This is a genomic window from Gordonia sp. L191 (assembly GCF_030077625.1).
In the GTDB taxonomy this organism is placed as follows: Bacteria; Actinomycetota; Actinomycetes; order Mycobacteriales; family Mycobacteriaceae; genus Gordonia; species Gordonia polyisoprenivorans_A.
On sequence record NZ_CP125996.1, the window covers coordinates 5,614,103 to 5,637,365 of the forward strand.

Sequence of the window (23,263 nt, forward strand, 5' to 3'; positions counted from 1 at the left end):
ATGTGTGCCGAACTCGCTATCGGTGCGCTCCCTTGTGCTCGACTCGTGCCCGATCAGTCACGTCAGTCCCACCCCAACCCGCCGCGGCGCCATTCGTAGGCGTAGGCGACGGACACGTTCACGATGAACAGGGCCATCGCCGCCAGACCGAACCAGCCGAGCGCGTCGAAGGCCACCGCCCATGGGTAGAGGAAGACGATCTCGATGTCGAAGATGATGAACAGCATCGCGGTCAGGTAGTACTTGACCGGAATTCTCTGCACCACAGTCTGTCTCACGTCCGAGAGGGTGGACGTCCCCGCTCCGCCGCCGATGGGCTCGATACCGCACTCATAGGCATCGAGTTTGGCGCGGTTGGCCCGGCGCGGCCCCACCGCCGAGGCGATGACGACCGAGAACACCGCGAAGCCGAGCGCGATCGCGCCGAGAACGAGGATCGGAACATAGGCGTTCATCGCCGATCGACTCCCTCCGTGCGCTCGCTCAGTGGGTGTGAGCTGCTGGGTAGTAGCGGGCTGATGTGAGCTACAACACAACCTTACAAGCGCACGACGTCGTGTCGAGACATTTGGGAGAGTTTTCGGACGGTCGTCCCGACCAGGAGTCGAAATGCCTGTTCAGGACTGTTGCTGCGAGAGCTTTCCGCGCAACATGTCGCCCAGGGCTGCCGGCAATTCGATCGGATCGACCGGAAGCGTAGCGGCGGCGTCGGCCCGCGACCAGTCGGCCAGCCACCGGTCGGCGGCGCGACCGATCAGCACGAGCGTCGGCGGCCGCGGATCGTATTCGTCGCTCATCTGCTTGGCGATGCCCAGCCCACCTTCCGGCGAGGCCTCACCGTCGAGGATGGCGACATCGACGTTGCCGGCATCGAGTTGGGTGAAGACCATCGGTCCGGTCGCCACTTCCAAGAAGCTCAACTCCGGCAGATCGGGCACGGGCCGGGTGCCCAGCGCGCCGATGACCTGGCGACGGGTGTCGGCGTCGTCGGAGTACACCAACACCCGCAACACCGAAGGTCGCTGGGGCAAAGCATCATCGGTGCTGGTCACGTCGTCGGTGCCGCTCACGGGATTGATGCTACGTCAGTGTTCGGTGGAGAACCCGGTACGACGACGATGCGATTCGAGGGCGAGCGTGACCAGGCGGTCGATGAGGTCGGGGTAGGGCAGTCCGGTGGCATCCCAGAGTTTCGGATACATCGAGCCCGGGGTGAAACCGGGAATGGTGTTCACCTCGTTGAGGAGCCAGCCCCGACCGAACTCCTCGTAGAAGAAGTCCACGCGCGCCATGCCGGCGCAACGCATCGCCGTGAACACCTTCGCCGCGAGTTCGCGGACGTCGGCGGCGGCCTCCTTCGACAACGGTGCCGGGATCACCAGTTTCGCGGCGCCGGTGATGTATTTGTCCTCGTAGTCGTAGAATTCGCTGCCCGGCATGATCTCCCCGGGCACCGAGGTCTCCGGCAGCGCATTGCCGAGCACGGCCACCTCGATCTCACGGCCGTCGACCATTTCCTCGATGACGACGACGTCGTCGTAGCGCAGCGCGAGATTGATCGCGGCGTCGAGTTCGGCGGCGTCGTGGGCCTTGGTGATCCCCACCGACGAGCCCATGTTGGCGGGCTTGACGAACAGCGGAAGCCCCATCTCCTCGATTGCCCGGAAGGCGATGGTGCGCGGATCGTCGACGCCATCGCGGAACTCCAGCCATCGGCACTGCGGGATTCCGGCTTGCGCGGCAACCACCTTGGCCATCGCCTTGTCCATGCACACCGCGGAGCCGAGCACCCCGGCGCCGACATAGGGCAGCCCGAACAGCTCCAACATGCCCTGGATCGTGCCGTCCTCACCGTGCGGTCCGTGCAGCAGCGGCAACACCACCCCGATGGCGTCGTCGGACTGCCGGCGCAACTCGGCGAGCGGATCGACGGCCGTACCGGCGATCTCGAGTTCACCGGGCAGCTCGGTGCCCTCGGCGAGCGCGGCGATCACCTTGTCGTTGCGCACCCAGGTGCCGTCCTTGGCGATGCCGATCGGCCTCACCTCATACTTCGCGGGGTCGGCGGCGGCGATCACGTGCGCCGCGGTGACCCGGGAGACATCGTGCTCGGCGGACACACCGCCGTAGAGCACGATCAGACGCAGCAGGGGAGAGGCCATGGGGTCACGATAGCGTTAGGGCGTGCACATCCAGGTAAGTGAGATCGCCGACGCCGTCGGCGGAGAGCTGACCAACGGCGAAGACGTGACGGTCGACGGTGCGACCATCGATTCGCGTGCCGTCGCCGCCGGGCAACTGTTCGTCCCGATCGTCGCCGTCCGCGACGGACACGATTTCATCGGTTCGGCCGTCGCCGCGGGCGCCACGGCGTACCTCACCTCGCAGCCCCCGCGCACCGACGTCGCCGCCGCCGCGATCACCTGCGCCGACACTGCGGCCGCGCTCGCCGACGTCGGACGACTGGTGCGTCGCCGGCTGCCCGAACGGGTCGTCGGGGTGACGGGGTCGGTCGGCAAGACCTCCACCAAGGACCTGCTCGCCGGGGTGCTCGCGACGACCTTCGTCACTGCCGCCAGCGAGAAATCGTTCAACAACGAACTGGGCCTGCCACTGACGCTGGCGAACGCCCCCGACGACACCGAGGCCGTCGTCGTCGAGATGGGCGCGCGCGGCGTCGGACACATCGCCGAGTTGTGCTCCATCGCCCGCCCGACCGTCGGGATCGTGACCCGCGTCGAGGGCGTCCACCTGGAATTGTTCGGCGACATCGACGCCGTCGGCCGGGCAAAGGGCGAACTCGTCGAGTCGCTGCCCGCCGACGGCATCGCCGTCCTCAACGCCGACCACGAGCGCGTGATCGCGATGGCCGAGCGCACCTCGGCGCAGGTGCTGAGCTACGGGCTGACCCCGTCGGCCGACGTCAGCGCCACCGACATCACCGTCGACGCGGCCCTGCGTGCGTCGTTCCGGCTGCACACGCCGTGGGGGTCGACGCAGGTCAGTCTGGGTGCGCGCGGCGAACACCAGGTGTCCAACGCGCTGGCCGCGGCCGCGGCCGCCGGCGGGCTGGGGGTGCCCGTCGAGGTCATGGCCGACGGCCTGCTCGGTGCGGCGCTGTCGGGGTTGCGGATGGAACTGCACACCACCGACGCCGGTGTCACGATCCTCAACGACGCCTACAACGCCAACCCGACGTCGATGGCCGCGGCGCTGCGGTCGCTGGCCGCGCTCGACGGTCGCCGTCGGATCGCGGTGCTCGGCACGATGGCCGAACTCGGGGCAGACGCACCGGCCGCGCACGAGCAGATCGCGCAGCAGGCGCAGTCACTCGGCGTCGAGGTGATCGCCGTCGGCGAACCGTCCTACGGAACGGTCGCCCGGCACGTCGGCGACGTCGAGGCCGCCGTCGCCGCCCTCGACGACCTCACCGAGGGTGATGTGGTGCTCGTCAAGGGCAGTCGGGTGGCCGCGCTCGAGCGGGTCGCCGACGCACTGGGGTGACTCTCAGATATTGGGTGGAAACGTCGCACCCGGGAGGCTAGGTTCATCCGGTTGAAGATCCATGCGTCCGAACGAGGTGAATTGATGACGGTCCGCGCCACAGCAGGCGACTCAGGTCTGCTGCCATCTGCAAAAGTCATGGCCGAATCAGCTCCAAGGAGTACATCTCGTGGACCTTCCACGCATCTTCACCATTCGCGAACGTAGCCACCGCATCCACAATCCGTTCACCCCGGACAAGCTCGCCACCCTGGGCCAGGCACTTCACCTGGAACCCGGAACGCGTGTGCTCGATCTCGCCAGCGGGTCAGGCGAAATGCTCTGCACCTGGGCACGCGACCACCGCATCACCGGAATCGGCGTCGACATCAGCACGGTATTCACCGAGCAGGCCCGTCTCCGTGCCGTCGAACTCGGCGTCGCCGATCAGGTCACCTTCGTGCATTCCGACGCCTCCGGCTTCGTTGCGGACGAGGTGGTCGATCTCGCCGCGTGTGTGGGCGCCACCGAGATCGGCGGCGGTGTGGCCGGCACCGCCGACCTGCTGAACAGGAGCCTCCGTCCAGGTGGTCTGATACTGATCGGTGAGCCGTACTGGCGTCGGGAAGTACCCGACGAGGAGACCGCCGGCGCCTGCGGTGCCGGCCGTAAGGACGATTTTCTGCTCCTACCGGAGTTGATCGAGCAGTTCGGCGATCTCGGGTTCGACGTGGTGGAAATGATGCTGGCCGATCAGGACAGCTGGGACCGGTACCAGGCGGCGCAGTGGCTCAGCCTCCGCCGCTGGCTCGACGAGAACCCTGGCGACGAGTTGGCTCCGGAGGTACGGGCGGAGCTCACCACCGAACCCGCCCGCTACACCCGTTACCAGCGGGAATACCTCGGCTGGGGAGTTTTCGTACTGATGGTCCGCTGAGGGTGCAATGAGCGCGGGTCCGGGCAGTACGTTGCCCGGACCCGCGTTTCATGGTCGATCCCCAGGCGAGTGGGTCGGGCATTACCAGCGACTGGTCAGGCTAAGCCGTCTGCTTCTTCGCGGCGTTGGCCCGGATGATCTCGCGCAGGTAGATCGCCAGGCCCGGCGCGACACCGTCGTAGTGCTCGGTGAAACGCGGGTCGGCGACGTACATGTCGGCCAGGCACACCTGCATCTCGTAGCCGCAGTCGTAGAACTTCTCGATGGCGGCCCGATGCTGTTCGGCCAGGGCGTCGGCCTCCGCCGACCCCGGGCTCACACCGCGGCCCATCGCATCGGCCACGCGTGTCTCGAAGGCGTCGGTCTCCTCCTTGATCCGACGCCAATCGTCCTTCGAGTATCCGGCGGTGCGCTGTTGGCTCTGCTGCCACGCATCGGTGTCACCCCAACGTTCCTGTGCTTCGTCGGCGTACTCGTCGCCGAGCCAGTCGTCGCCGAAGATCTCGGCCTGCTCGGCCGCCGTCAGCGCGATACCGGTCTTCTTCGCAGTCATCATGTCCTCCACAGCCGCGACCATTCGGGTGAGGTGAGCGATACGGTCGTGCAGCAGATCACGCTGGGTGGAGAGGTGTTCCAGCGCGTCGGCCGACGGATCGTCGAGCAGGGTCGCTATCTGTTCGAGAGGAAATCCCAGCTCCCGGTAGGTCAGTACCTGATGGAGCCGTTCGACGTCGGCGTCGTCGTAGACGCGGTAGCCGGCATGTGTGCGCGCCGACGGCGTCACCAGGCCGATCTCGTCGTAGTGGTGCAACGTTCGCACGCTGACTCCGACGAGCCGCGCCGTGGCGCCGACCGTCAGCTCTTCGGGATGTCCTTCGCTCACTCCCCACACCTTCGGGTCTGACGTCACGTGAGGGTCAAGTCGCGCCGGTGGGCTCGGGATGCGGTCGGTCAGGGCGTGAAGCCGAGGACCTTGTCACCCGATTGGCAGGCGGCGAGGATGCCGCGGACCTCCGACGGGCCGCACGTCCAACCGGAGACCTTCTGTTGCTGGCCGGTCGCGATCTTCGGGCTGTACTCGGTGCCGATCTTCTTCGCGGTCTCGCAGTCGACGTCGCCGGCGAGCACGAGCACACGCAATGCGCCGTCGGGGCCGGCCACGCTGCCGCAGGTCTTGCTCGTCGACGAGGTCGAGGCCGACTGGGCGCCCGAGGTCGCCTCGGTGGTGCGCGACTGCGGGCTCGGGCCGGCGACGACCGGCACGCTGGTGCTCGGAGTGGTGACCGAGGGGGCGGCGGAGGAGTCCTGCGCACCGGACTGCTGTTCGTCACCGCATGCGGCCAGCGACACCGTGGCCAGCGCGGCCATACCGCCGACCGCCAACGACCGGGCCGACCAGCGGGTCAAAGTGGGATGCGACATGGTCTTCACCGTAGCGAACTCGCCCCGGAGAACGAACAGACGACAACCGTCGGTTTGAGCTGCACGCTCATGGCCTGCGAAGATGCTCCGGTGAGTTCGCACGACACCTTCCGGATCGGCACCCGACTCCCCGGCACATTGGGGCGCACCGGTGTCATCACGACGCCGCATGGGGAGATCGCCACGCCCGCGTTCGTGCCGGTCGGGACCAAGGCGACGGTCAAGACCGTGCTGCCGGAGTCGGTGGCCGCGCTCGGGGCACAAGCGGTGCTGGCCAACGCCTATCACCTGTATCTGCAGCCGGGGCCGGAGATCATCGACGCGGCCGGCGGGCTGGGTGCGTTCATGAACTGGCGGGGCCCCACCTACACCGACAGCGGCGGCTTCCAGGTGATGTCGCTGGGCGCCGGGTTCAAGAAGGTCATCTCGATGGACGTGACCGGCGAGCAGGACGATCACAAGATCGCCGAAGGGCGCGAACGACTTTCCCACGTCGATGACGACGGCGTCACCTTCAAGTCGCACCTCGACGGCTCGTTTCATCGCTTCACCCCCGAGGTGTCGATGCAGATCCAGCATCAGCTCGGCGCCGACATCATCTTCGCCTTCGACGAGCTCACCACCCTGATGAACACCCGTGGGTATCAGGAGAATTCGCTGGAGCGGACCCGGCTCTGGGCGATTCGTTGTCTCGCCGAACACAATCGGCTCTCCGTCGAGCGCAGCCACCGCCCGCAGCAGGCGCTGTGGGGCGTGTTGCAGGGCGCGCAGTACGAGGATCTACGACGCAAGGCCGCGCGGGATCTGACCGAACTGTCCCGCATCGACCGCGAGAACGGCGGAAAAGGCTTCGGCGGCTACGGGATCGGCGGTGCGTTGGAGAAGGACAACCTCGGCACCATCGTCGGCTGGGTCAACACCGAACTCCCGGAGAACGCACCCAAACATCTCCTCGGCATCAGTGAGCCCGACGACATCTTCACCGCCATCGAGAACGGCGCGGACACCTTCGACTGCGTCTCGCCGACGCGGGTCGCGCGCAACGGTGCCGTCTACACCCGCGACGGCCGGGTCAACATCACCAACGCGCGCTACCGCAAGGACTTCGGGCCGATCGACCCCGAGATCACCAATTACACCTCGCAATACACCCGCGCCTACCTGCATCACCTGTTCAAGGCCAAGGAAGGGCTCGCGGCGACGCTGGCGACCCTGCACAACGTCTCCTTCGTCATCGACATGGTCGACGGGGCCCGCCGTGCCATCGAGAACGGCGACTACGAGGCGTACCGCGACGACTTCCTCGGCCGCTACTACGCCGGCCGTGCCGCGCGCTGACGGCGCTCGTCTCCCCTCCGACAGCGCCCTTCTTTCCGCCGACGGCGCCCATCTCCCCGCCGACAGCGCTCTTCCTGACGCCGACGCCGCCCGCGGGAACTCCGAGAGCGCCCGACCCGTTGGCTTTGCGTATCCTGTGAATCACCCCCGACCCGAGACCGAAAGCTCCGATGACCCGCGCGAAGCGCAAACGCAAGAAACCCCGACGATCCGGCCCCCATCCGGGGGCACCGTTTTCTGACCGAGCCGCGGTCATGTCCCCCGAGAGCGGGGCATCATGCTGCTGACATTGCTCGGAATCCTCATCGGCATCCTGGTGGTCTTTGCGATCACGGCGCTGACTGGCTACTTCGTCGCCCAGGAATTCGCCTACATGGCCGTCGACCGGTCCCGCCTCAAGGCACGCGCCGAGGCGGGCGACACCGCCGCAACCCGTGCGCTCGCGGTGACCCGACGCACGTCATTCATGCTGTCCGGCGCTCAGCTCGGCATCACCGTCACCGGTCTGCTCGTCGGTTACGTCGCCGAACCGCTCATCGGCAGCGGCTTCGGTGACCTGCTCGGCGACGTCGGGGTCCCGGTGTCGGTCGGCGTGGCCATCGGCACGATCCTCGCGGTGCTGTTCTCGACGGTGATCCAGATGGTCTTCGGCGAACTGTTCCCGAAGAACCTCGCCATCGCCCGTCCCGAACCGGTCGCCCGTCGACTCGCGCTGTCGACGCGCACCTACCTCAAGATCTTCGGTCCACTCATCACGGTGTTCGACGCGGCGTCCAACCTGCTGCTCAAGGCGCTGCGCATCGAACCGGTGCACGACGTCGAGCATTCGGCGACGCCCCGCGACCTCGAACACATCGTCGCGGAGTCGGCGCAGGCCGGGGAGATTCCCGCGGAACTCTCTCAGCTTCTCGATCGCGTTCTCGAATTCCCCACTCGCGCCGCCGATCACGCGATGATCCCGCGTCCGCGCGTGGACACCGTGCCCGCCGACCTCGACCTCGCCGCGGTCCGTAGCCGCATGGCGACCGGCCACACACGCTATCCCGTGATCGATGCGGGCACCGACGACGTCGTCGGGGTGGTCCACCTCGCCGACATCCTGGAATGGTCGGCGACCCCGGCACCGACTGCAAGGACCGCCCGCGACCTCGCACGCCCCGCGGTGATCGTCCCGACGACGCTGCCGCTGCCGCAGGTACTCGACGACGTCACCGCCGCCGGTGACGAGATGGCGGTCGTCATCGATGAATACGGCGGATTTGCCGGCATCGTCACCACCGAGGACATGGCCGAGGAACTCGTTGGTGAGATCGACGACGAGCACGATCCCGCCGACACTGGACCCATCGCGGTGCTCGCCGACGGCTGGGCGATCCGCGGTGACGCACACCTCGACGAGGTGTCCCGCACGCTGGGATACGAACTCCCCGAAGAGGATTACGAAACGCTGAGCGGTCTGGTCATCGCCACCGCGGGGGAACTGCCCGAGGTCGGCGACAGCGTGGTGTTGCCGATCGAACCCGACCCGGCCGGCCTCGTCGACGACGAACCGGCGCTCCCGCCGCGACTGATCGCCACGGTCGTCGAGATCGCCCACCGCGTACCCGCGATGGTGCACGTGACGCGCGAGACCGTACCGGCCGCCGACGAATCACCGAAGGAGAGTCAGCGATGAGCAACCCCTGGGTCGTTCTCGCCGTGACGGTCGCGTTGATCGCGGCCAGCGCCTTCTTCGTCGCCGTGGAGTTCGCGCTGATCGCCGCGCGCAGGCACCGCCTCGAAGACGCCGCGGCGACCAGCCGTTCCGCGCGTGCCGCCCTGCGCAGCGCGTCGGAGCTGTCCGTACTGCTCGCGGGTTCGCAGTTGGGGATCACCGTGTGCACGTTGGCGCTCGGTGCGGTCACCAAGCCGGCCGTCCATCACTGGCTGACGCCGGCGTTCGAGAACATCGGCGCGCCGCTGTGGTTGGCCGACATCGCCGGATTCGTCCTGGCGCTGATAATCGTGACGTTCCTGCACCTGGTGGTCGGTGAGATGGCGCCGAAGTCGTGGGCGATCGCCCATCCGGAACGGTCGGCGGTGTGGTTGGCCATCCCGATGCGGGTGTTCATGTGGTTCACCCGCCCGGTGATCGTCCAACTCAACAGGCTGGCCAACCGGGTGTTGCGGATGGTCGGTGTGGAGGCCGTCGACCAGGTCGCTTCCGGACAGGATCCGGAGACGTTGCGCCAGCTCGTCGAGCATTCGGCGACCGTCGGCACGCTCGAGGCCCGCTATCACGAACACCTCTCGAGCGCACTGGATCTCGCGTCGTTGACGGTGGCGGACGTGGCGACGGTGGTCGATCCCGATGGGGTCGATCACGATGCGACGGCGGCCGTCATCGAGGCACGGGCCCGGGACAGCGGGCATCTGCGTCTCGTGGTCCGCGACGGGCCGCGGGTCAGCGGTGTCGTCCACGTCCGGGACTGTCTCGAGGCCGCCCCCGACGCGAGCGCCGCCGACCTCATGCGGCCGGTGCTGGAAATGACGCCCGCACTTCCTGTCTACGACGCCCTGAGCCGAATGCGGCAGTACCGCAATCACATCGCGGTCGTCGTCGACGACGGCCGGGTCGTCGGGGTGCTGTCCATCGACGACGTCCTGACCCGACTGCTCGCCACCGCGAGCTGAGCGCAGTCGCGACCGGTTGCGCCACGAGCGGTCAGCGCCACTCGAGATCGGAGACGATCCACGGCGTGCGCGCCAGCACAGCGGGATCGAATCTCGCTGCCAGCGTGGCGATGTCGATGTGCTCGCCCGCCGCGGCGAGTCCCAGTGACACGGCGATGTGATCGAGGACGATGCCGGCATGGACGCCGGTGGCCGCGAGGTCGGCGAGGGTGATCGCGCCGTCGCGCTTGCTGAGCCGGACGCCGTCGGGGTTGAGCACCATGGGGACATGGGCGTAGGTCGGCGGCGAATATCCCAGCAGCGTGGCCAGATACGCCTGCCGCGGCGCCGACGACAACAGGTCGTCACCGCGGCAAACCTGATCGATGCCCTGCTCCGCGTCGTCGACGACCACGGCCAGGTTGTAGGCGGGGGTGCCGTCACCGCGTTGGATGACGAAATCGTCGACCGCACCGGTGTAGCGGCCGTGGAGTACGTCGTCGACGGTGAACGTGCTGCGGTCGGCGATGATCCGGATCGCCGGTGGCCGGCCGGCCGCACGCTTGGCCTCGCGTTGCGCGGCGGTCAGGGTGCGGCAGGTTCCCGGGTACGCGCCCGGCGGTGTGTGCGGTGCGCTGGGTGCCTCGAGGATCTCGCGACGTGTGCAAAAGCACTCGAAGGTCCCTCCGGTCGCGGTGAGGTCGTCGATGACCTGCCGGTAGCGCGGCAGCCGGTCGGTTTGGTAGCGCACCGGCTCCTCCCAGGAGAGGCCGAGTGCGTGCAGGTCGGCGATCTGTCGGGCGTCCGAGCCGACGGCTGTGCGGTCCAGATTCTCCATGCGCAGCAAGAACCGCCGGTCCGTCGTGTGGGCGAACAGCCACGCCAACACGGCGGTACGCAGGTTGCCCACATGGAGGTCTCCGGAGGGCGACGGGGCGAACCGTCCCGCCGGGCCGGCCGCGGAAACGCCAGGGTGTGCGGTCATTGCCCTAGAGGCTACAAGTGGGTGACGATGGTGAGGTGGATCTCCCCGTCACTCCTCCGGTCGCGCCGATGCTCGCCAAAGCGGCGAGCGCGGTTCCGGCCCAACCCGCCGACAATCCGGAATGGTCCTACGAGCCGAAGTGGGACGGATTCCGCGCGTTGGTCTTTCGTGACGGCGACGAGGTCGTCATCGGCTCTCGCGGTGGCAAGGACCTCGCACGCTACTTTCCCGAGATCGTTGCCGCCGCCCGCGCGGAGTTGCCCCGGAAAGTGGTGCTCGACGGGGAGATCGGTGTGCCCTCGCTCATCGGCGACACCCATCGACTCGACTGGGACTCGCTGGCCCAGCGCATCCATCCGGCGGCCTCGCGGGTCGCGATGCTCGCCGAGACCACACCGGCGATCTTCATCGGCTTCGACGCCCTCGCGCTCGGGAACGTCGGTGTCATCGACGAGTCTTTCGTCACCAGGCGCGAGGCGCTCGTGGAGGCCATCGGTCCGGGCGGGCGTGATCGCCGATTCCATGTCAGTCGGGTGACCGCCGATCCGGCCGTCGCCGAGGACTGGTTCTCGGCGTTCGAGGGCGCCGGACTCGACGGCGTCGTCGCCAAGCGCCTTGCGGGTCACTACGTGGAAAACAAGCGCGAGATGATCAAGGTCAAGCACAAGCGAACCGCCGACTGTGTGGTGATCGGCTACCGGGTGCACAAGAGCGGTACCGGCCTGGGATCGATGCTGCTGGGGCTGTTCTACGACGGCGAGCTGCGAATGGTCGGCGGCGCAGGCGCTTTCACCGACGCCAAACGCGTCGAGTTGCAGCAGATGTTCGAGCCGATGCGTCTCGACCCGGACAAACCCTCTGCCGGGGAACCGACGCGGTGGCGTTCGGAGAAGTCGGGGGAGTGGATTCCGATCCGGCCCGAACTCGTCGCCGAGGTTGCCTATGACCAGATGGAGAACGGTCGCTTCCGGCACACCGTCAAGTTCCTACGATGGCGTCCCGACCGCGAGCCCGACAGCTGTGGATACGAGCAGCTCGACGTGCCGCTGACCTACGACCTGCACGATGTGCTGGAAGGGCAGGACTGACATGGCTTCTCGCTCGCCCGCCGAAGAACTCGACGTCGGCGGTATCGCCGTACGCATGAGCAACCCCGACAAGATCTACTTCCCCGAACTCGGTGAAAACGGCGGCCGCAAACGCGATCTGGTCGGCTACTACCGGCAGATGGCCCTACTCGACGACGGCGGCGACGGCCCGATCATGACGGCGCTGCGCGATCGGCCCACCTTCCTGCAGCGCTTCCCCGACGGTATCGAGGGCGACGAGATCTACCAGAAGCACATCGCCAAGAAACGTCCCGAGCACGTTCCGTCCACCCGGATCACGTTCCCCTCCGGGCGCACCGGAGATGCGCTGTGCCCCAAAGCGCCTGCCGACATCGTGTGGGGGGCGAATCTCGGTACCGTCACCTTTCACAGTTGGCCCACCCATGATGGTGACAACGATCATCCCGACCAGTTGCGCATCGATCTCGATCCACAGCCGGCCACCGATTTCGACGATGTGCGTCGGGTGGCGATCGATGTGCTCGCCCCATTGCTCGACGAACTCGGATACACCGGATTCCCCAAGACCTCGGGCGGGCGCGGTATTCACGTGTTCGTGCCGATCCAGCCGCAGTGGGATTTCATCGCCACCCGCCGTGCGGTGATCGCGATCGCGCGCGAGATGGAGCGTCGTGATCCCGACACGGTGACCACCTCCTGGTGGAAAGAGGAACGCGGAGAACGGATCTTCATCGACTTCAACCAGAATGCGCGGGACCGCACGATGGCCTCGCCGTACTCGGTGCGCCGCAGCGCCAACGCCCGCGTGTCGACGCCGGTGACGTGGGCCGAACTCGCCGAGATACATCCCGACGACGCGACCATGGCCACCGTCCCCGACCTGGTTGCCCGACGCGGGGATCCGATGGCCGACATCGCCGAGCACCGCGTCGGACTCGAACCGCTGTTGGAGATGGTGCAGCGCGACGACGCCAACGGGCTGCACGACATGCCGTACCCGCCGAGCTACCCCAAGATGCCCGGCGAGCCGCCACGTGTCCAACCGAGCAAAAAGGTTGCCGCACACTGGGATGAACACGGCAACCGGATGGAGTGACCCGGTTTTCCTAGGGCGTGTCGACGCCCTAGCCGAACGCGCCGGCCGCCCATTCGGCGAACGACTGCCACCCGACCTGGGGGTACTGCTGATGCAGTTGGGTGATGTTGACGTTGTAGCCCGTTGTCGAGAGGAAACCGAACATCGCACGCATGTCGGGTGATGAGATACGTTCGGGATCATAGGATTCCGCGTGAACATCGTTGCCGGTGACCGACGACAGGACGGCGGCCATCTGGCCCGGTGTCACCGAATCGGAGGCGATGTCGATGCGCTCACCGACATGCGCGGAGGGATCGGCGAAGAGGTTCGCGACGAATGATCCCAGGTCCGCGCGCGAGAGTTGCTGCAGCGGCATCTCGGTCGGCATCGCCATCAGGAGTAACCCGGCCGCGAGTGCATCACGATCGCCGAAGATGTTGTCGTAGAAGTACGTCGGGCCGACGACGGTGTGGGCGATGTCGGCCGCCGCGAGGCGCTGCTCGACTTGGTACTTCGAATCGAAGTGAGGGACCCCGGTATTCAGGTCGGCGCTGGCGACCGACGAGAACACGAGATATGGCAGCGCTGATGCACGCGCCGCGGCGATGATCGCATCCCCCTGGGTGAGCTCGGCGTCGACACCCGACTCGAACGGCGTGGTGAGCGCGAACGCTCCGGCGACTCCGGCAAACGCCTCGGCCAGGCCGTCGCCACTCATCAGGTCTGCGACGGCCAGCTCGACACCGCGGTCGGCAAGAGTTTGCGCGCGCGAGGACTCCGGCGACCGTACGACGGCCCGAACGCTCCGTCCGGCGTCGAGGAGTGCATCGACAACGGCGCCGCCCTGACCTCCGGTGGCGCCGAGGACCGCGATTGGTTCGGTGTGACTGGATGTAGGCGGCATGTGGATTCCCTTCGACGGCGGCGTCATGAGTCTACGGCCGTTCCACTTAAAGGGGGACAAGAAGACAATCCTCGATTTGCTATCTCAAAGACTCCTGATAGATTGCCTTCAGTCGCCAACCAGACGAAAGACGGAACACATGCGTATTAAATTGATGGCCGCCGCGTTCGTGCTCAGTGCCGCAGGACTCGTCGCAGCCCCGGTTGCCTCCGCTCAGGCGGCAGTCCCGACGGTGCGGTCGGGCATGGAGATCAACGTCGACGAGACGATCATCACGGCCACCTCCTGCACGCTGGGTGCGGTTGTGTCCCCGACGAAGGCCCTTACCGCCGGCCACTGTGGTCACGTCGGTCAAGAGGTGTACGACGAGCACGGAGACACGATCGGCCGCATCACCGCCAACCGGATCACCAAGGGTCTGGACATCGCGGTCATCAGTCTCGGACGCAACACCCACGCGCAGGTCGACTTGATCGCCTGGAGCGCTCCGATCGTCAAGGGCGAACGTGTCACCAAGAACGGCGTGACCACGCGGTTCAGTGCCGGCACCATCACCGACCCCAAACCGACCATGCGCACCGCATATGGGTACTCTTTCGCCCCGCCTTTCCTGCTGCAGAACACGACGACCAGCGTCCGCGCGCTCCTGCGCTCGGCCGAGGGCGACAGCGGATCGGGCATCCGGGATGCGCAAGGAAACGTCATCGGCATCCTGTCGGCCGGTAGCTCCGACACCGACACCCTCATCGCCCCGGTCTCGTTGCTGCCCGCAAACCTGCGCTAGTAGAAGCCCGGTCGGGCGGGTTCGGAGGTCGATGATGACCGTGCAGTTTGGGTTGGGCGCCCGCTCCCGGCTATGATCGACCGTCGTTGGAGGATTCGCCTAGTGGCCTATGGCGCTCGCCTGGAACGCGGGTTGGGTTAACAGCCCTCAGGAGTTCGAATCTCCTATCCTCCGCCAAATGAGCGTTATTCGAACTCGGCGCGTACGGAAGTACGTGCCGAGTTTGTTTTTGCCTGCGTATGGTCCTGACCTGCGGGTTTCGCGAGGCGTACAGGATGGCTTCGGTGAGGGTGAGGCCACCGAGGTCGAAGGCGGTGTCGCCAGATGCTGGCTCTAATGTGTTGTCGGATGGCGTGTCGGGGGTGTCGGTCATCTCATTAGTCATGATCTCGGTGTTGGTGTTGGTGTTGGTGTTGGTGTTGGTGTTGGTGTTGGTGTTGGTGTTGGTGTCGGTGTCGACGGCGAGCAGTCTGCCGAATCGCTGGTGCACGACGGCGGACTGCACCTGTCCGTCCTCGCCGATGTATATCTGGTCCCGGCATCCACTACGGGACAGTAAAGCGACTCATCTGAGACGTGGACCAAAACACTTACGCAGGGTTGTAGGTCGATAATGCGCCTCATGATGAACGCTACGCGGGCCCCTCGGGGGCCGATCGTGTGCGATAAAGCGAGCGTTTCTGCGGCGGTGACATGTTCCGTCGCCGGAAAATGCTAATACTCAGAGCGGTTCGCTTCGCTCGATTCGTGTGCGTCCTCGTGCTGTTCGCCAGAGGATTATGCGGGCCAACGCGGTGAGGAGGGTTGTGCCGGCGAGTGTGGCGAGGACGATGTCGGTGAACACGAGTCTGCGACCAGGGGCGTACGTCGGTGAGTGGTGTACGGCGCGGTTATGGTGCGCATCGGCTGGCGGGCCAGAGGGTGACGTAGTCGATGTTGCCGGGGCCACCGTCGTTGGGGGTGGCGATCCCGATCTCGATGCATCCCTCAACGAGGGTGGCGGCTTGGGCGTCGCGTTGGATGACATGGCCCCAGGTCGGGTTGTAGACGAGGTTGGGAATGTAGGGGATGCCGGAGAATGCGGTGCCCAGGTTGTTGTGGGCGACGAACGCGGTCTGGGAAACGGTGAGTGTGACGCCGTGGCGGGTGTAGTCACGGGCATCGGCGTGACCGGCTCCGAGGGCTCCAGCGGCCACAGATGTGGCGGCGACGATCCCGGCCGGTGCGGCAGTGGTCTTTGCGTGTTTCATGTCGGACCCCCGTGATGTGTAGTGAACTGGATCGAGACTGTACTACAGCTGATGGCTGTCTGCTGAGGTACGTGTATTCGCTTGGCGGGGCATATCTTTCGGGGGAGGTGTCGTCCGGGCCGGGTGCGTGTGATTGTCGGTGGCGGGTCTGCGTTGTCGGATTTTCCGACTCGAGTGCGCTATCCGGTCGTCGGTGTGGTGTACCTGGCCGTATTTGTGGCGTGATGTTCTGGGGAATTCTTCTCAGTTCCGGAATGACGTCCAGAGGGGTCTGACCTGATGATTTGCCACAGCAGGCAGTACTTAACCGAATTGTTATCTTGCCGAAAGGTCGACCTTGTGGTTTGCTTTCGGCAATCAGTTCGGCATCTGACATTCGCAGTTCGTGGTGTCGGATGAATGTAGCGAGGGGACGGCATGGCGGTGGGGATTGGTTCGGTGAGGCGACGACGATCGGGAGTCATGCGACGTCGCGGCGTGCTGGCGGGTGCTGGTGTCGTGTGTGTGGTGGTCGGGTCGGTGATCGGCGCGGGTGCATCTGGTGCTGCCCCGAGTTCGTTTGCTGATCAGCAGACGACCAAGCGCACGGATGATGGATGGGTTGTCTCGGCGATCAAGTCGCACGAGCAGGTGCGTTCGGTACCACCCCTTAACCAATCGCCGTGGACGAGAGAAGGATTTCTGAGTCTGAAAGGTGAGGGCGTCATCGCTGGGACCGGGTCGGTGCCGGTGCAGGCGGGCACTGTCGCGGCCGGGTTTCAGATCGGCTGCAACACGGATGTGACGTCGGGTGCCACGGTCGGGATCTCGGGTGGGCCGTCGGCGCAGATGAACATTTCGTATCCGCCGGCGGTGGTGATCGGTGCGACGGTGACCCCAAACATTTCCACGACGTTGCGGCCGGGCACGATCGCCGATATTCCGTTCGGCAGCAAGAAGATGCAGACCGGGAAAGCCGGTATCACCGTCGACGGGGTGCATGTGAAGGTCGACGGTTGTTTGGGGCCGGTCGCCCTGCGCGCGTATGTGACCGTGAGTGTGTCAACGGCGTTGAACGACAACACGATCAACGTGCACGGCACACCGCACTACCTCTGACCTGTGGTGTTGTCGGTCGCCGTCATGTGACGACTGGTGGTTCGGCCACCGTGTTCGTCCTCGCCGCGGTACATCTCTCAATTCTCTGTTCGTTCTCCGAAGGGCTGTGATTCTTATGATTGCTCCTGCTTCGTCCGTTCCGGGTGGCGCGCATCGCCTCGACGCCGATGCCGTGACCACCGAACTCCCTACCGTATCCGAGACTGCGGGCCGCTCCCTCGCTAGTACCAAAGCCGAAAGAGAACCTGACAACGCAGCAGGTGGCGGCGGTGTGCCGGTACTGAAGGTGATGTTGTTTCTCGTCGGGTGTGTGTTGCTGGTGCTCGCTGCGGCGAACGTGATGAATATTGGCCAGTGGTCGGACCGGTGGGGGGTGATCCCGGTGTTCCTGGCGTTCTTTCTGGTGATGTCGATCGCCGGACGCTGGTTTTGGGCCGGTGCGGACGCCATCGTTGGTGCCCTGATGTGGGGCAAAACCAAATGACCCGCAGTCAGCGACACCAGCATCGCTTGGGAGAGTCGGTGACGGTGAAGCCTCGTCGTGGGCGTCACCGGGTGCCGCGTCGTCGGCTCGGGGCTGGGTTGCTGGCTGCTGCGGTGCTGGCGGTCGGTGGCGGGGTCACGGTCGCCGCACTTGGGAGTGACCCTGCTCCGGCGCATGCGGATGCGTTGTGTGATCAGATGCGCGCTCAGTACGGCTCGAACTGGCCGTGCATTTCGGTTCCGACGAACACGTTCCAGCCGACGACGAACACCCCGGCACCCACGACGGGTGCAAACGATGCGGGGTCGGGTGGCCCGCAGGTCGGTAGCAATATCGGGCCCGGCCCGGGCGAAGGCAACGGCACACCGATCGTGACTGTGCCGGGACAGGCTGTCCCGCAACCACCAGCAGCAGGCGGCGGTGTGAACGGTGGGGCGCAGCCAACGAGCACGAATGGTGGTGGCTCCGGGCCGTCAGCGCCGCAATCGGTACCCCCGGGCGACACCACAGGGCAGGTTCCGGCGGTGTCCTCCAGTGCTGCGCCTGCGGCGACGACAGTACCGGGTGTGGTCACTGCGAACCCACAGCCAAATAACCCGCGACACGCGTTGGATTCCGGGTCGAAGCAGCCGGAGATCCCGCTGGCGGTGTGGGTCGTGGCAGGTGCGGCGGCGTTCGCTGCGGCGAATCCGCGGGTGCGTCGCGCGGCACTTGGTGGCGCGTCGATGAAATCGGGAAGTTCTGCTGCTCCGCAGAGTGTCTGGGGTCGCCGCTTCGGTTATGTTCAAGCCGCAGCGATCCGTCCGCAACAAGGCCCCGACGATCCGAATGCAGATGCTCGGGCGGATAACGAGCATCACGATCCGCCAGCAAGCAGCAGTACCAGCGGTAATGACGATGGCGGGAACACGTTCAGTGGTGGTGCGGGCGGAGGCTCGCAGTACACACCACAGTCTCCTCCGGCCGCGGTGTCGCCCGCACCGGCACCAGCGCCCGCACCTGCTCCGACTCCTGATGTTGAGCCGACTCCCGATCCGCAGGACGAGCAGCCGTCGTTCACGTTGCCGAATTACGTGCCTCCTGGTGGTGACAAGGGGATCGAGGCTGACCCGGTCTTCTTCCTCATCGATGACGCTGCCGAAGCTGCGATTCTTGCCCTTTTGCTCTCCGCCATCATGGCCACGATCATCAGTGAATACGGCTGGGAGTGGGTACGTACCCACCCCGACCAGCTGCCCGATCTGATGATCGACAAGCTTCCTGGATGGCTCGCTGACCAGGTCGATAAGGTGAAGGACTGGATCAGTCAGTACTTCACGGAGAACCATGACGGTAACGATAACGACACACCTGACCGCACAAAGCCTTGGCAAGGCCAGGGTGATAACCCCCCAGACCGTCCCGAAGGGGTGCCAAGTGATTGGGTACCCAGGCGGTCCGACAACGGAAAAGGGTGGGTATGGCAAAAGCCGGGTGCGACAGGTAACGCGGACTCGGTTCGCGTGATGCAGCCAGATGCCCGAAATCCATCCGGATATGTACGGATCTACAATGGGCACGGTCAGGCGATTGACCTCAACGGTAAACCTTCTGGCAACCCCCAGACCCATATCCCAATCAAGCCCGACGGGTCATTCCCACTGCCGAAAGGGTGGAAACCATGAACGTAGCCATACCACTCCCGCTGGCTGGCGACAAAGTTATCGATATTGACGGTGGCTACACCATTATTCTAAGAACGAACAATGGCAATTTCCTCACTCTTGAGGACCCCATGGTCTGTGTCACTAATGCGGGCGAAAGATTCGTTGTTGATCCACGAGAGGGGTCTCCTCGCGTCGAATTGCTAACACCGTTGATGGAGAGTCCGATTACTTCGGCGGCCTACACCGAGGAATATCAGCTGACTGTGCTACTCGATAGTGGGTTCTCCTTCTTCGTTGAACCAAATCACGATGGATATGAATCGTGGAATGCGCGGTACGGCGACCACCTAATTGTGGCAATGTGGGCGCCAGACCTCGGGAATCATTAGCTTGCCGAGTTCAGCACCTTACGTCATCTGTCGGTGCGAGGACCTGCATGTGTCCGTCTCGCCACCAGGTCAGTAGTCGTGTGGCTTCGGTGTTGGGGTTCGAAAGCTGTCCCGGTAGCTCCGCCAAGTCATGAGTCGCGACATCGTTGACATACGGTGTCGCGGCTCATTGCTTTTGCGCGCCGAAGTGGATGATCGGCAAGTACATTCCACGTGAGCGGCTCTCGCCCCGCGAAAGCACCCGTATTCGTACTGCTGCAGAGTTTCGTCTATTCAGCGTCGAGCGGGTTGGCGGCGATGCGCGTCAAGATGTCATCAGCGACAGCGTGTGCGGCAGCGCAGCCGGGCTTTCGGCCGGTCTGATCACGTAAGTTGGTCGAGAACTCCGAGGCAATGTCCAGGCGTGGGTATCGGCGGAGTACCTCAGCACGGAAACTGGTGTCCATGGGGAGTGGCGCACCCGAGAACTCGTAACCCGTTGCCAGCCAAAGCGCGCGAGATTCCGCGTCGGTGTTGGGCTGTTCGGGCGCCATGTGTTCGACGATGATCCTGCGGGCACGAGCGCGACGGTTGATAGTCCAACCTGCTCCGGCGGTCAGGACCGAGGCGATGTGCCCGCCCGCATCTTCGAAGGCGAGAGAGTGGTTGTCGAATTCGGCGACGAGCCCGATATCGTGCAACAGCGCGGCGACGTAGAGAAGTTCGTGATCGAGTTGAAGGCGAGAAGCGCGGGCGTGCGCGGCGGCCCACACGTAGGACCGCAGGCTGTGGTTGAGAAGCGCCGGCGTGCAGTACTCGGTGGCCACCTCAAGAGCCCCGCGAGCAGCGGCCGTTGACGGCGCGGAGAGATCGGCCAAGCGCATGGCGAACGATCATGCCAGATCTGCCGGCGTCCGAAGTTGAACCGGTGGGCCCCACATGGCACCTTGCTTCTCGTGCCAGATATGCCCGGTGCCGCAACGCTGCGGCGAACCGTGATCGCGATCGTCGCTCTCCTCTCCTCGATGCTCGGCGTGGTCGTCGGGAGTCCTGCGGCTCATGCACTGCCGTCGGGCCTGAACTATGTCGCGCTGGGCGACTCCCGTGCCTCCGGCAACATGCCGGGTCTGCAACCGTCCGACGGTTGCTAGCGGAGTTCCACGTCCTATCCCAGCGTGCTGGAGCGCATCGCGCACGTGCACAGCTTCGTCGACCGCTCATGCGCGGGTGCGTGGGCCGCCAACGTCACCCTTCTGCCGGAGAACGGGCCGTTCGGGTCGATCCCACCCCAGATCCGCGGCGTCACCAAGACCACCAACCTCGTCACCATCTCCATCGGCGGAAACGACCTCAACGGGGGAGCGATCGCCGAGCGGTGCCAAGTTCCCCTACCCGGCGGCGACGCGCGTTGTCGATTCAACACGGGGCACATCGCTGCGGCACATCGCATGCTCGCCTACATGGAAGGCCAGGTTGACGGCGTGATGCGCGGAGAAGGCGGCACCCAACGCCCGCATCGTCCTCGTCGGCCACGGTGGTCAGGTCGGCAGACGGGGATGCTGGCCGTTCGTCCCCGCCTCCGACGGCGACGCCGCCTGGATGAATGACTTTCTCGCACAGTTCAATATGACTCAGGCACGGATCGCGGCACGATACGGCGCAGCGTTCGTCGACGTCGGAGCGCGCTCGGCCGGACATGACCCGTGCTCGGCTCAACCGTGGTTTGAGGGAGCGGTCCCGCGCGAGATCGCGGTGTTCGGTCACCCCCATCAGGTCGGCGCGGCGATGATCGCGGAATGGCTTCGCGAGGTCGCCTGAGGGCGGGCGGGCGACGTTCGTCGGCCGGGGTCAGGGCACGGCGACCGTGGCGAACCCCGGCGTGTACACACCGCCGGGAAGCAAGGTCAGTGCGACCTGTCCCGGACCGGTGCGCAGATCGGCGTGCGCCGGTATGTCGTTGAGTCCGTTGCTGAGTCGGGCAGCACCGGTGGCGCCGGTCGACAGGTTGATCCAGCGCACCTCGGAGTTCGGTGGGCAGAACCACCGCGCCCACTTCTCGGCGGTGACGGTGACCTCGCCTCGGTGGCGGCCGACCTCGGTGAAACACCGGGCGGGCGTGGAGTCGAGGCTGCCGGTCGGCATCCCGTACGGCGCAGGGTTGATCTGGAACCCGATGGCGGTGACCGACGCCGACGCGTCGGCGGGTTGTGCGAGAACGAGTGCCCCCAGGGCCACGCCTGCGGCGGCGAAAGAGCGGATCAAAGTGCGAATGGTCATGAGTGACCTCCTTGACTGCTCTATCGCCACCGCGGCCGGAAATGTGACATTTCCGACGGAAGTGCTACTGCTGCGCGGGGGTGACCGGATGCGGATCGGTGCTGCGCTTCTGGACGATCACCCCGGCCGCGACGATGATCAGCGCGGAGATCGCGGAGAAGATGATCGCCTGGCGCTGTCCTGCATCGAACACCATGAGCACCAGTACCGCGACGATGAACACCATCACCGCACCGGTGAGGTAGGGGAACAACCACATCGTCACCGCAGGCCGATGTCCCTCCTGTCGCAACGTGCGGCCGAGCTTGAGCTGGCTCGCGGCGATGGTCAGGTAGACGAACAGCGCGATCGCGCCGCTGGTGGCCAGCAGCCACGCAAAGATCTTGTCCGGCAACACGTAGTTACCGATCACCGCCAGGAATCCGATGACCATCGACAACAGCACCGACACCCACGGCACGCCGTTACGGGACAGCCGTCGCACGGCCCACGGCGCGTCGTGCCGGGTGCCGAGCGAGAACAGCATGCGTGAGGCGGTGTAGAGCGCGGAGTTCAGGCACGAGGCGACGGCGGTCAGGATGACGATGTCCATGATCAGCGCGGCGTGCGGGATGCCGATCGCCTCGAGCACCGACTGGTAGGAGCCGTCGGGCAGCTTGTTGTAGGGCAGCAGGGACACGACGACGAAAATCGAGCCGAGATAGAACAGCGAGATCCGCCAGATCACCGAGTTGACCGGCCTGGTGATGCCCTTCTCCGGGTTGGGTGATTCGGCTGCGGCGATCGTGACGATCTCGGTGCCCATGAACGAGAACATGGTGATGAGCATGCCTGCGATGACCGCGCCGAAACCGTTGGGCATGAAGCCGTCCGGCTGCCACAGATGATGGATGCCGCTGACCTCCGAACTCGGAATCCAGCCGAGCATTGCCGCCACGCCGACGATGATGAACAACACGATCGCCACGACCTTGATCAACGCGAACCAGAACTCGAACTCGCCGTAGTTGCCGACGCTGATCAGGTTGGTGACGGTCAACAACACCGTGACCGCCAGTGCCCAGATCCATTGCGCGCCACCGATGAGATCGGTGAGGATCGACGCCGCGGCCGTCGCCTCGACGGGGATCACGAGCACCCAGAACCACCAGTACAGCCAGCCGACGGAGAAGCCGGCCCAGCGGCCGAGGGCGCGGTCGGCGTATACCGAGAACGAGCCGGTGTCGGGGTTGGCGGTCGCCATCTCGCCGAGCATGCGCATCACCAGCACCACCAGTGCGCCGGCCATCGCATACGAGATCAGTACCGCCGGGCCGGCCTTCTCGATGGCGTTCGCCGAACCGACGAACAGACCGGCACCGATGACGCCGGCGATGGAGATCATGGTGATGTGTCGGGGCTTGAGGCTCGACCCGAGTGAACCGTGGCCGCCGGCGGCGGTCGATTCGGAGGATTGTCGGTCGACAGAGGTCATGGGTTGCGTCTCC

The 23,263-nt window shown here is 65.5% G+C and carries 26 protein-coding genes and 1 tRNA gene; 16 read left to right on the top strand and 11 right to left on the bottom strand.

The genetic code is table 11. The features are described 5' to 3' along the window. Positions 1-62: 62 nt before the first annotated feature. The 3 genes from QNM97_RS25285 to QNM97_RS25295 form a co-directional block, all read right to left on the bottom strand. On the bottom strand, positions 63-455 hold the full coding sequence (locus QNM97_RS25285) for an NADH-quinone oxidoreductase subunit A (RefSeq protein WP_079928584.1): 393 nt from the start codon (positions 453-455) through the stop codon (positions 63-65). 162 nt (positions 456-617) lie between these two features. Continuing rightward, on the bottom strand, positions 618-1,070 hold the full coding sequence (locus QNM97_RS25290) for a DNA-binding transcriptional response regulator (protein ID WP_079928585.1): 453 nt from the start codon (positions 1,068-1,070) through the stop codon (positions 618-620). Between the two features lie 15 nt (positions 1,071-1,085). Next, positions 1,086-2,162 carry a D-alanine--D-alanine ligase family protein gene (locus QNM97_RS25295; protein WP_079928586.1) on the bottom strand — a complete coding sequence of 359 codons (1,077 nt, stop codon included), beginning with the start codon at positions 2,160-2,162 and terminating at the stop codon, positions 1,086-1,088. Between the two features lie 22 nt (positions 2,163-2,184). Here QNM97_RS25295 and QNM97_RS25300 point away from each other — a divergent pair, with 22 nt between their 5' ends. Both QNM97_RS25300 and QNM97_RS25305 read left to right on the top strand, forming a co-directional pair. Beyond that, positions 2,185-3,504 (top strand): UDP-N-acetylmuramoyl-tripeptide--D-alanyl-D-alanine ligase, encoded by a 1,320-nt coding sequence (locus QNM97_RS25300; RefSeq protein ID WP_283820843.1) that lies wholly within the window; start codon positions 2,185-2,187, stop codon positions 3,502-3,504. Positions 3,505-3,673: 169 nt separating this feature from the next. After that, on the top strand, positions 3,674-4,420 hold the full coding sequence (locus QNM97_RS25305; protein WP_283820844.1) for an SAM-dependent methyltransferase: 747 nt from the start codon (positions 3,674-3,676) through the stop codon (positions 4,418-4,420). Between the two features lie 100 nt (positions 4,421-4,520). Here the strand turns inward: QNM97_RS25305 and QNM97_RS25310 are convergent, their stop codons facing one another. Both QNM97_RS25310 and QNM97_RS25315 read right to left on the bottom strand, forming a co-directional pair. Beyond that, a complete protein-coding gene (locus QNM97_RS25310; protein WP_283820845.1) occupies positions 4,521-5,303 on the bottom strand; it encodes a MerR family transcriptional regulator in 783 nt (260 codons plus the stop codon). Between the two features lie 68 nt (positions 5,304-5,371). After that, entirely contained in the window at positions 5,372-5,788 is a 417-nt protein-coding gene (locus QNM97_RS25315; protein ID WP_502875068.1) for a hypothetical protein, read from the bottom strand. A 123-nt stretch (positions 5,789-5,911) separates the two neighbouring features. Here QNM97_RS25315 and tgt point away from each other — a divergent pair, with 123 nt between their 5' ends. The 3 genes from tgt to QNM97_RS25330 all read left to right on the top strand — a co-directional run bounded on the left by tgt (position 5,912) and on the right by QNM97_RS25330 (position 9,853). Next, positions 5,912-7,180 (top strand): tRNA guanosine(34) transglycosylase Tgt, encoded by a 1,269-nt coding sequence (tgt, locus tag QNM97_RS25320; RefSeq protein WP_020173174.1) that lies wholly within the window; start codon positions 5,912-5,914, stop codon positions 7,178-7,180. A 277-nt stretch (positions 7,181-7,457) separates the two neighbouring features. After that, entirely contained in the window at positions 7,458-8,855 is a 1,398-nt protein-coding gene (locus QNM97_RS25325) for a hemolysin family protein (RefSeq protein WP_283820847.1), read from the top strand. Then, the gene (locus QNM97_RS25330) at positions 8,852-9,853 is read left to right on the top strand and encodes a hemolysin family protein (RefSeq protein WP_283820848.1); all 1,002 of its coding nucleotides are present in this window, start codon (positions 8,852-8,854) and stop codon (positions 9,851-9,853) included. The genes QNM97_RS25325 and QNM97_RS25330 overlap by 4 nt, the downstream gene beginning before the upstream one ends. 31 nt (positions 9,854-9,884) lie before the next feature. Here the strand turns inward: QNM97_RS25330 and gluQRS are convergent, their stop codons facing one another. After that, complete coding sequence (gene gluQRS, locus QNM97_RS25335) at positions 9,885-10,742, bottom strand: tRNA glutamyl-Q(34) synthetase GluQRS (protein ID WP_283823323.1); 858 nt, start codon at positions 10,740-10,742, stop codon at positions 9,885-9,887. Positions 10,743-10,852: 110 nt separating this feature from the next. Here gluQRS and QNM97_RS25340 point away from each other — a divergent pair, with 110 nt between their 5' ends. Both QNM97_RS25340 and QNM97_RS25345 read left to right on the top strand, forming a co-directional pair. Beyond that, positions 10,853-11,905 (top strand): ATP-dependent DNA ligase, encoded by a 1,053-nt coding sequence (locus QNM97_RS25340; RefSeq protein ID WP_283820850.1) that lies wholly within the window; start codon positions 10,853-10,855, stop codon positions 11,903-11,905. Position 11,906: 1 nt separating this feature from the next. Beyond that, complete coding sequence (locus QNM97_RS25345; RefSeq protein ID WP_283820851.1) at positions 11,907-12,983, top strand: DNA polymerase domain-containing protein; 1,077 nt, start codon at positions 11,907-11,909, stop codon at positions 12,981-12,983. Positions 12,984-13,011: 28 nt separating this feature from the next. Here QNM97_RS25345 and QNM97_RS25350 read toward each other — a convergent pair whose 3' ends face one another. Then, the gene (locus QNM97_RS25350; protein WP_283820852.1) at positions 13,012-13,869 is read right to left on the bottom strand and encodes an NmrA family NAD(P)-binding protein; all 858 of its coding nucleotides are present in this window, start codon (positions 13,867-13,869) and stop codon (positions 13,012-13,014) included. A 139-nt stretch (positions 13,870-14,008) separates the two neighbouring features. Here QNM97_RS25350 and QNM97_RS25355 point away from each other — a divergent pair, with 139 nt between their 5' ends. Both QNM97_RS25355 and QNM97_RS25360 read left to right on the top strand, forming a co-directional pair. Then, a complete protein-coding gene (locus tag QNM97_RS25355) occupies positions 14,009-14,653 on the top strand; it encodes a trypsin-like serine protease (RefSeq protein WP_283820853.1) in 645 nt (214 codons plus the stop codon). An 88-nt stretch (positions 14,654-14,741) separates the two neighbouring features. After that, a tRNA-Ser gene (locus tag QNM97_RS25360) sits at positions 14,742-14,830 on the top strand. Between the two features lie 713 nt (positions 14,831-15,543). Here the strand turns inward: QNM97_RS25360 and QNM97_RS25365 are convergent. Then, complete coding sequence (locus QNM97_RS25365; protein ID WP_283820284.1) at positions 15,544-15,903, bottom strand: hypothetical protein; 360 nt, start codon at positions 15,901-15,903, stop codon at positions 15,544-15,546. A 462-nt stretch (positions 15,904-16,365) separates the two neighbouring features. On the opposite strand from QNM97_RS25365, the gene QNM97_RS25370 reads away from it, so the two are divergent. From QNM97_RS25370 to QNM97_RS25385, 4 genes are all read left to right on the top strand, one after another. Next, positions 16,366-17,001 carry an MspA family porin gene (locus tag QNM97_RS25370; RefSeq protein ID WP_283820854.1) on the top strand — a complete coding sequence of 212 codons (636 nt, stop codon included), beginning with the start codon at positions 16,366-16,368 and terminating at the stop codon, positions 16,999-17,001. Between the two features lie 172 nt (positions 17,002-17,173). Continuing rightward, positions 17,174-17,485 (top strand): hypothetical protein, encoded by a 312-nt coding sequence (locus tag QNM97_RS25375; RefSeq protein ID WP_283820855.1) that lies wholly within the window; start codon positions 17,174-17,176, stop codon positions 17,483-17,485. Positions 17,486-18,051: 566 nt separating this feature from the next. Further along, complete coding sequence (locus QNM97_RS25380) at positions 18,052-19,149, top strand: hypothetical protein (protein ID WP_283820856.1); 1,098 nt, start codon at positions 18,052-18,054, stop codon at positions 19,147-19,149. Next, positions 19,146-19,520 carry a DUF6188 family protein gene (locus QNM97_RS25385; protein WP_283820857.1) on the top strand — a complete coding sequence of 125 codons (375 nt, stop codon included), beginning with the start codon at positions 19,146-19,148 and terminating at the stop codon, positions 19,518-19,520. The genes QNM97_RS25380 and QNM97_RS25385 overlap by 4 nt, the downstream gene beginning before the upstream one ends. Positions 19,521-19,789: 269 nt before the next feature. Here the strand turns inward: QNM97_RS25385 and QNM97_RS25390 are convergent, their stop codons facing one another. After that, positions 19,790-20,326 carry an HD domain-containing protein gene (locus QNM97_RS25390; RefSeq protein ID WP_283820858.1) on the bottom strand — a complete coding sequence of 179 codons (537 nt, stop codon included), beginning with the start codon at positions 20,324-20,326 and terminating at the stop codon, positions 19,790-19,792. 129 nt (positions 20,327-20,455) lie between these two features. Here QNM97_RS25390 and QNM97_RS25395 point away from each other — a divergent pair, with 129 nt between their 5' ends. Genes QNM97_RS25395 through QNM97_RS25405 form a run of 3 tightly spaced genes read left to right on the top strand, consistent with a single transcriptional unit; the run spans position 20,456 to position 21,317 of the window. Then, complete coding sequence (locus tag QNM97_RS25395; RefSeq protein ID WP_283820859.1) at positions 20,456-20,650, top strand: hypothetical protein; 195 nt, start codon at positions 20,456-20,458, stop codon at positions 20,648-20,650. 24 nt (positions 20,651-20,674) lie between these two features. After that, complete coding sequence (locus QNM97_RS25400; protein WP_283820860.1) at positions 20,675-21,106, top strand: SGNH/GDSL hydrolase family protein; 432 nt, start codon at positions 20,675-20,677, stop codon at positions 21,104-21,106. Further along, complete coding sequence (locus tag QNM97_RS25405) at positions 21,015-21,317, top strand: SGNH/GDSL hydrolase family protein (protein ID WP_283823324.1); 303 nt, start codon at positions 21,015-21,017, stop codon at positions 21,315-21,317. The genes QNM97_RS25400 and QNM97_RS25405 overlap by 92 nt, the downstream gene beginning before the upstream one ends. Before the next feature lie 30 nt (positions 21,318-21,347). Here the strand turns inward: QNM97_RS25405 and QNM97_RS25410 are convergent, their stop codons facing one another. Together QNM97_RS25410 and QNM97_RS25415 are read right to left on the bottom strand one after the other, a co-directional pair. Next, positions 21,348-21,776: a hypothetical protein gene (locus tag QNM97_RS25410; RefSeq protein ID WP_283820861.1), complete on the bottom strand. Its 429-nt coding sequence runs from the start codon at positions 21,774-21,776 to the stop codon at positions 21,348-21,350. 64 nt (positions 21,777-21,840) lie between these two features. Continuing rightward, positions 21,841-23,250 carry an amino acid permease gene (locus QNM97_RS25415; RefSeq protein ID WP_283820862.1) on the bottom strand — a complete coding sequence of 470 codons (1,410 nt, stop codon included), beginning with the start codon at positions 23,248-23,250 and terminating at the stop codon, positions 21,841-21,843. Positions 23,251-23,263 lie beyond the last annotated feature (13 nt).

Bases quoted from the DNA above. Each gene is read 5' to 3' on its own strand.
- QNM97_RS25285 (WP_079928584.1), bottom strand. From the start codon at position 455: ATGAACGCCTATGTTCCGATCCTCGTTCTCGGCGCGATCGCGCTCGGC.
- QNM97_RS25295 (WP_079928586.1), bottom strand. From the start codon at position 2,162: ATGGCCTCTCCCCTGCTGCGTCTGATCGTGCTCTACGGCGGTGTGTCC.
- QNM97_RS25315 (WP_502875068.1), bottom strand. From the start codon at position 5,788: ATGGCCGCGCTGGCCACGGTGTCGCTGGCCGCATGCGGTGACGAACAG.
- tgt (WP_020173174.1), top strand. From the start codon at position 5,912: ATGGCCTGCGAAGATGCTCCGGTGAGTTCGCACGACACCTTCCGGATC.
- QNM97_RS25325 (WP_283820847.1), top strand. From the start codon at position 7,458: ATGCTGCTGACATTGCTCGGAATCCTCATCGGCATCCTGGTGGTCTTT.
- QNM97_RS25330 (WP_283820848.1), top strand. From the start codon at position 8,852: ATGAGCAACCCCTGGGTCGTTCTCGCCGTGACGGTCGCGTTGATCGCG.
- QNM97_RS25345 (WP_283820851.1), top strand. From the start codon at position 11,907: ATGGCTTCTCGCTCGCCCGCCGAAGAACTCGACGTCGGCGGTATCGCC.
- QNM97_RS25350 (WP_283820852.1), bottom strand. From the start codon at position 13,869: ATGCCGCCTACATCCAGTCACACCGAACCAATCGCGGTCCTCGGCGCC.
- QNM97_RS25355 (WP_283820853.1), top strand. From the start codon at position 14,009: ATGCGTATTAAATTGATGGCCGCCGCGTTCGTGCTCAGTGCCGCAGGA.
- QNM97_RS25365 (WP_283820284.1), bottom strand. From the start codon at position 15,903: ATGAAACACGCAAAGACCACTGCCGCACCGGCCGGGATCGTCGCCGCC.
- QNM97_RS25370 (WP_283820854.1), top strand. From the start codon at position 16,366: ATGCGACGTCGCGGCGTGCTGGCGGGTGCTGGTGTCGTGTGTGTGGTG.
- QNM97_RS25385 (WP_283820857.1), top strand. From the start codon at position 19,146: ATGAACGTAGCCATACCACTCCCGCTGGCTGGCGACAAAGTTATCGAT.
- QNM97_RS25410 (WP_283820861.1), bottom strand. From the start codon at position 21,776: ATGACCATTCGCACTTTGATCCGCTCTTTCGCCGCCGCAGGCGTGGCC.
- QNM97_RS25415 (WP_283820862.1), bottom strand. From the start codon at position 23,250: ATGACCTCTGTCGACCGACAATCCTCCGAATCGACCGCCGCCGGCGGC.